Origin of the sequence: Streptomyces chlorus (assembly GCF_042655885.1) — a bacterium.
GTDB classification, from domain to species: domain Bacteria; phylum Actinomycetota; class Actinomycetes; order Streptomycetales; family Streptomycetaceae; genus Streptomyces; species Streptomyces chlorus.
On the sequence record NZ_JBHSOA010000050.1, the window covers coordinates 39,786 to 45,899 of the forward strand.

The 6,114-nt window shown below is 71.7% G+C and carries 5 protein-coding genes; 4 read left to right on the plus strand and 1 reads right to left on the minus strand.

Annotated features, from left to right (window positions below):
• Positions 1–351 precede the first annotated feature (351 nt).
• The 4 genes from ACFPZI_RS22555 to ACFPZI_RS22570 all read left to right on the plus strand — a co-directional run bounded on the left by ACFPZI_RS22555 (position 352) and on the right by ACFPZI_RS22570 (position 5,250).
• The gene (locus ACFPZI_RS22555; protein ID WP_381365840.1) at positions 352–1,623 is read left to right on the plus strand and encodes an AAA family ATPase; all 1,272 of its coding nucleotides are present in this window, start codon (positions 352–354) and stop codon (positions 1,621–1,623) included.
• Positions 1,624–1,726: 103 nt separating this feature from the next.
• Positions 1,727–3,385 carry a Mu transposase C-terminal domain-containing protein gene (locus ACFPZI_RS22560; protein WP_381365856.1) on the plus strand — a complete coding sequence of 553 codons (1,659 nt, stop codon included), beginning with the start codon at positions 1,727–1,729 and terminating at the stop codon, positions 3,383–3,385.
• Positions 3,382–4,125 carry an AAA family ATPase gene (locus tag ACFPZI_RS22565; RefSeq protein WP_381365843.1) on the plus strand — a complete coding sequence of 248 codons (744 nt, stop codon included), beginning with the start codon at positions 3,382–3,384 and terminating at the stop codon, positions 4,123–4,125. The genes ACFPZI_RS22560 and ACFPZI_RS22565 overlap by 4 nt, the downstream gene beginning before the upstream one ends.
• Positions 4,126–4,158: 33 nt before the next feature.
• Positions 4,159–5,250 carry a hypothetical protein gene (locus ACFPZI_RS22570; protein ID WP_381365846.1) on the plus strand — a complete coding sequence of 364 codons (1,092 nt, stop codon included), beginning with the start codon at positions 4,159–4,161 and terminating at the stop codon, positions 5,248–5,250.
• A gap of 20 nt (positions 5,251–5,270) precedes the next feature.
• On the opposite strand, the gene tpg is transcribed toward ACFPZI_RS22570, so the two are convergent.
• Positions 5,271–5,885 (minus strand): telomere-protecting terminal protein Tpg, encoded by a 615-nt coding sequence (gene tpg, locus ACFPZI_RS22575; protein WP_381365848.1) that lies wholly within the window; start codon positions 5,883–5,885, stop codon positions 5,271–5,273.
• Positions 5,886–6,114 lie beyond the last annotated feature (229 nt).

The following is a 6,114-nucleotide window of genomic DNA, read 5'->3' on the forward strand; positions in this document are numbered from 1 at the left end:
CCGCCCTGACCGAGCGCACGGCTCCGGCTCCCCGGTTTGGCTCGACAGCCGAGGTCAGGGGCCTGCTACCCACTGGGACGAAGTGGTGCGAAATTAGCTAGACCATCACTTACCGCACTCTCAGTGGGTGGGTGTCAGTGACGAGGTGTCAGATATCAGTGTTTGTGCTGGCGGGGTGTTGAGGTCGGGGTGGGGTCACTGACGTGGGGTGGTGTCTGTTGCCGATGCCACTGTCGCGGGGCGGTACACCCCATCTCGCCTCGCTGTCACGGGAACGGTACTTCTGATCTTTTTGCGGGGCGGGCGGGTTCACGGTGGTCTTCTGTCGGGCGTGTGGCGGGGGAGGACCGGGTGGGGGAGCGGGAGCTTGAGGGCTTGGTCTCGGTGTCGCGGCCGGTGTTGGTGGGGCGGTTGCTTCAGCTGGATGCGGCTGGTGGTGTGACGTCGGCGCATGTGCGGGCGGGGGCGCAGTTGGCGGGGGTGCACCCGCGGACGGTGTGGCGGTGGGTGGAGGCGGCGCGTAGTGAGGGCCGTGTGGAGCGTCGCAGGCGTGCCCGGTTCGAGTTGTCGGACGAGGCGTGGGAGGTACTGGCGCAGGCGGGCGGCAATGTGTCTGTGCTCTACCGGCATTTGGAGGAGTGCGGGGACGGGGATGCGGGGGTGTCGCTGGCTTCGGTGTACCGGGCGGTTCAGCGTGAGCTGGCCGCGGGGCGGGTGTTGCCGGACCGTGCCGTGGTACGCCGGGCGCGGGCTGAGCGGGAGACCCGGCAGGCTCTGTCGGACCTCGCTGTCGGGGGTGTGGGCACCGGTACGCCGTCTGCTTGTGCCGCGGGTGGTCCGGCCTCGCTGTTGACGTCTGCAGGGCGGGGAACCGCGCCGGCGGGGGACGTGCCGGGTGTGGTGGTGCCGGTGGGTGCTCAGGCGGTGCGTACGGCGTCGGTGCGTGCGGTGGCCGAGGCGGTGGGGCAGGCGATGGCGGCCGGGGGCGCGGCGTGTGTGTTCGGGGATGCGGGGCGGGGCAAGACGGTGGCGCTGCGGATGGCGTTGTCGGATCCGCCGGTGGGCTGGGGCGTGTCGTGGGTGCGGGTGCCGGTGCGTCCGTCGGTGTCGGAACTGCGGCGGGCCGTGTTCGAGGCTCTGGTGTTGCCGGGCCGGTTTCCGCACCGTTCGGCCGAGGCCGATGAGCGGATCGTCGGCGCCCTGGACGAGGCCCGGGTACTGGTGGTGGATGAGGCGCAACGGTTGCCGGTGCCGTGTCTGGAGTATCTGCAGTCGTTGTGGGACCACCCGCAGGCCCGGATGGCGCTGGTGCTGTGCGGGGCGGGCAGCGAGCGCGCGGTGGCGCGCGTGCCGCAGTTGGCGTCGCGGGTCTGCGCGTGGCAGGAGGTAGGGCGTCTCGCCGGGAGCGAGGTGGCTGCGACGGTGTCTGCCTTTCATCCGCTGTGGGCCGGCGTCGTGGGTGGGGAGGTGGCGTGGATCGACCAGTCCTGCACGCACGGTGTCTTCCGTACCTGGGCTGCCTTGACGACGCATCTGCAGAACGCGCTGCTTACCGTGCCGGATGCGGCGGTGGACCGGGCGCTGCTGCGTCGTCTGTTCCGGCGTCTGAGCCCTCCGGTCTGAGCGAATGTGCGGACAGGAGGGGGAGATGGAAGACGGTGGTGCGGTCGGCGCCGCGCGGGGCGGGCTTCCGGAGGCGTCGCGTACCGCGCTGCGCGGTGTGGCGGTGCGCCGGCTGCTCGCTCTGCGGGTGCGGGGCGAGCTGACGACCGGCCATGTCCGGGTGGCGGCGGATGCGCTGGGGGTGTCGGAGCGCACCGTGTGGCGGTGGCTGGCCGAAGCTGGCCGCGACGAACGGGCAGCTGACGAGCCCGGGGCACGGGCCCAGACCGGCACGAGGTTCACGATCACACCGGAGGTCCGCGCGCTGCTGGCGTTGTGGAAGGGCAATGTCGCCGCGGTGCAGCGTGAGCTCGCTGTCCGCGCGGCCGGGCGCCCAGTAGCTGATGTCGGTACACAGGCCGGGCCGCCGCCGGGTTCAGGTCTGCCGCCGGATGTGCCGTCGCTGACGACGCTGCACCGGGCGATCCGCCGTGATCTGACGCCGGGGGAGCGGGCGGGGCTTGCGGGAGGGGAACGGGCGGCACGCAAGCACGATGTGTTCCTGGCAAGGCCGCGGGGCTGGCGTAACCAGGTGTGGGAGACCGACCACGTCCAAGCGGCGGTGCTGGTCGACGTCGAGGGCAAGGCCCGCCGGCCGTGGATCACGTGGTTCACCGACTGCGCGACGAACGCGATCACCGGTGTCGCGGTCACGCCGGGGGATCCGTCGCGGGAGTCGGTGCTGGCCGCGCTGCGTTCCGCGGTCCTGCGTGAGGACCCCTACGGCCCGATCGGCGGCCTGCCCGAGAAAGTACGGGTCGACCGCGGCAAGGACTTCCTGTCCCGGACGGTGACCGCAGCGTTTGATCTCCTGGACGTGACGGTGGAGGACCTGCCCGCCTACACCCCGCACCTCAAGGGCACTGTGGAGGGCCTGAACCGTGCGGTGGAGAGTATGTTCCTGACCGCGCTGCCCGGCTATGCCCGCCAGCCGCGTCCCGGTAAGCGTGCTTCCCGTCCGAAGGACGAAGTGCTGCTCGGCTTCGAGGACTTCACCGCCCGGCTGCTGGCCTGGACGCTCTGGTGGAACACCGAGCACCGCCCGGCGCCGTTGCGGGGAAAGACTCCGCTTCAGGCGTGGCAGGACGATCCCACCCCGCTGCGGGACGTGCCCGCAACAGATCTGTGGACGTTAACCCTGGAGGACGCCGGCACCCGCACGCTGACCACCCGCGGCATCCGCTTCAGGAAACGCGACTACGTGGGGCCGTGGATGACCGGGCAGGCCGGCATCCAGGTCCGCGTCCGCTTCATGCCCCACCACGACCACCGCATCGAGGTCTACCACGCGGCCACCGGCCGCTACCTGGGTCCCGCGGACCTGGCCGACCAGGCCACCGACGAACAAATCAGCGCTGTACGAAGAGCGCGGGCCGCTCGCTCCCGCCGTCTGAAGAAGGACCTGGAGGCTTCCCAGCGCGAGCGCTACGCCGCCGTGAACCAGCCCGAGGCGCCCCGGCGGCTCGGCGCGCTGACCACCGCGCAGGCCGAGGCCGAACTCGCCCAGACTGCCGACACCGACCTCGCGCAGCTCGCGATGCCGGACCTCATCCCGCCCGCCGCGCCCCCGGCCGACTGGCGCACCCCTGTTTCCCTGGCCGCGCTGACCACGCCAGGCCCGCGCGTCCCGCACCCGCCCGGCCGTGATGGCGCTTCCGCCCCGGACGGCCGCGACGGGCGGGCCGCACCTCCCACCACCGACGAAGACGGAGACGCCTCGTGACCGCGGCCACCTACCAGTACGTCGACCTGCCCGATGCGTCCGTGGTCACCACCCGCGCCCTGCTCACCGCCCGGGAGAACATCGCCGACACGGTCGCCGCCCGCGCCATGATGTGCATCCACGGCGGGGCCGGCTTCGGCAAGACCCTCGCCGTCAACACCTGCCTGCGCGCACTCGAGCCCGGCGAGGACGTCCGCAAGATCACCTTCCGTGCCCGGCCCACCGCCCGCGCGGTGCGCTACGAGTTGTTCACCGCGCTCGACCTGGCTGGCGAACCACCGCGTCACCCCAGCGAGTTCGACCGCCTGCTGAAGACCGCCCTGGCCGAACGTCCCCGCACCTTCCTCGTCGACGAGGCCCAGTGGCTCAACGGGGAAGCGTTCGAATACTTCCGCTACCTGTGGGACGAACCCGCCACCCAGCTCGCGATCATCTTCGTCGGCGGCGAGGGCTGCCACACCGTGCTGCGCCGCGAACCGATGCTCTCCTCCCGCATCTTCATCTGGCAGCACTTCACCCGCCTCACCCCCGGCGAAATCCTGGAGGCCATTCCCCTGTTCCACCCGGTGTGGGCCGACGCCGATCCCGACGACATCGCCTTCGCTGACCAGCACGCCGCACACGGCAACTTTCGCGCCTGGGCCCAGTTGACCGCCCACACCCGCACGGCCCTGGCACGCACCGGCCGCTCCCGTGTCGATCAGGAGCTGCTGCGCTGGGCCTTCAGCCGCCTCGCCTGACCACCACGCCGCCACGCCGCCATGCCGCCCGCCGTGCCCCCGCCGCCCGTCGCCGTGGTTATCGACCCGGGCGACGATGCGTCCCACACGCACACTGCCCTTGCCGCCCACCATCCGCCCTCAGGGCGGATCACCCTGCACCCCGGCCCGGGCACCACCAGCGAGACCGGCCTCGCCCACGACCTTCTCGCCGCTCTGGGTAAACCGCCCCTGCTCCCGGGGCGTTTCCCCGCCGGCGGTCAGCCCGCCTGGGAAGCCGCCACCGCCTGGTTCACGGCCCTGCCCGTGAACCGGCTGACCGTCCTGCGCGCCCACCGCCTCACCGCCCGCCGAACGATGCGCCTCTTGCAGTTGCGCGCCCTCACCGGTATCCACCTGACCCTGGTCTGCCACCGCCCTCACCTGCCCGCCGCCCTGCACCAGGCCCTGCAGACGGCCGACTACTGCGTCACCGCCGACTTCCAGGCCGCCCGCCGCCACTACTACGGCACACCCGCTCCCGTACCCCCGCCTGCGGACGAGCCCGCCCGCCCAGCCAACCGGTGGCTCACCCTGCCCGCGCTGGACCGCCTCGTCTCCTACGACAGCCCCACCCCCTGCACCGCCCCGGGCACACCGCCGCCGATCGCCTTCCGGCACCGTCCGCCACCGGCGCCTCTCACTGGGCAGACGGCCCAGAAAGCCGCCCAGCGCCTGGCCGCCGTGACCGCCCATCCCCGCTTGGCCGCCGCCCTCGCCGCCGCGCTCTTCACCGGCGCCTCCTTACAGCAGCTCGCCACCGCCCGCCCCGGCGACTACGACGACGCTGCGGCCACCCTGGCCCTGCACGACCGCGCCCGCTACACCGACGGCTGCGCCTCGCACCAGGTGCCGCCCTGGGCGCGCGTCTTCCTGAAAGCTGCCGTGTGCTTCGCCCGGCTCGCGCCCCGCCAGGACCAGCATCTGCTGGCCGGCCCCCACGACCGCACCAACCTGCTGCGCGTGGCCGAGAGCGCTAGGCTCCGCCCGCCGCAGCCGCCCGCCGACCAGCGCACCGGCCGTATCCAGTGGGACTGGCGCGAACGCAAGGAAGCCCAGCACTACGACGCGATGCTGACACGGCACCAGACCCCGCCCTCGCGCTGAGCCCGAACCCTGGTGCACGGTCAGCCGATGGAGAACTCGGCGAACTCCACGTCGGTGAAGGCGATCCCGAGACCGTGGGCACGCAGCCCTCCGTCCCGAAAGTAGGCATGCCCCAGAGCACGGGCGAGGATCACCAGCTGCTGCTGCTCACCCCCGCCGGCGTCCCGGGCGGCGAACAACTCGCGGGCCACTGCTCCTGACAGGTACTGGGTGATCAGCCGTACCCGCGGATCGTCCGACGATCCTGCCGGAGCGGCGAAACCGAACCGCGCCCTGGTGTGAAGGACAAACCCGTCGGCCTCGGCCCAGGCCCGCTGGCGGGCTCGCACCCGGGGCTGCCACCGTGCCCTGACGGCCTCTTCGATCAACCCCACGTGTACAACGCTGGGGCGGCGGCGCACTGCCGGCCGGGCGGTGACCCACCGCTGTACCGTGCGCTGGGAGATTCCCAGGAGGGCAGCCACGTTCTTCGTGGAGCCCTTCTCCGCCCTGAGCAGGAAACGCACAGCGGCGTCACCAGTGGGCACGGGACGGGTCAGCAGCGCTCGCTCAAGCCCCTTGACGATCTCCTCCATGCCTGCCCCCGAGCCGTTCTGGCGCCGCGCAGCGGCCGTCTGCGCCCTCAGGTCTTTCACACCCGCGCGCTGTCTCTGGCCGGTTCCGGCGTACGCAAGACATCCCTGCGGGTCCTCGACTAGAGGACCTGCTCCTATCGCACTGAGCCTGAGCTCGTCTCACTGAACCTGATCGCCGCTCCGTAGGCTCGCGCGCCCACGCAGCCGGTCGAGCAGCGTCCATTTTTAAGAAGTCATCTCATTTGGTGAGTCTGCGGTAGCAGATCAGGGTGCAGGCGATGCTGGTGAA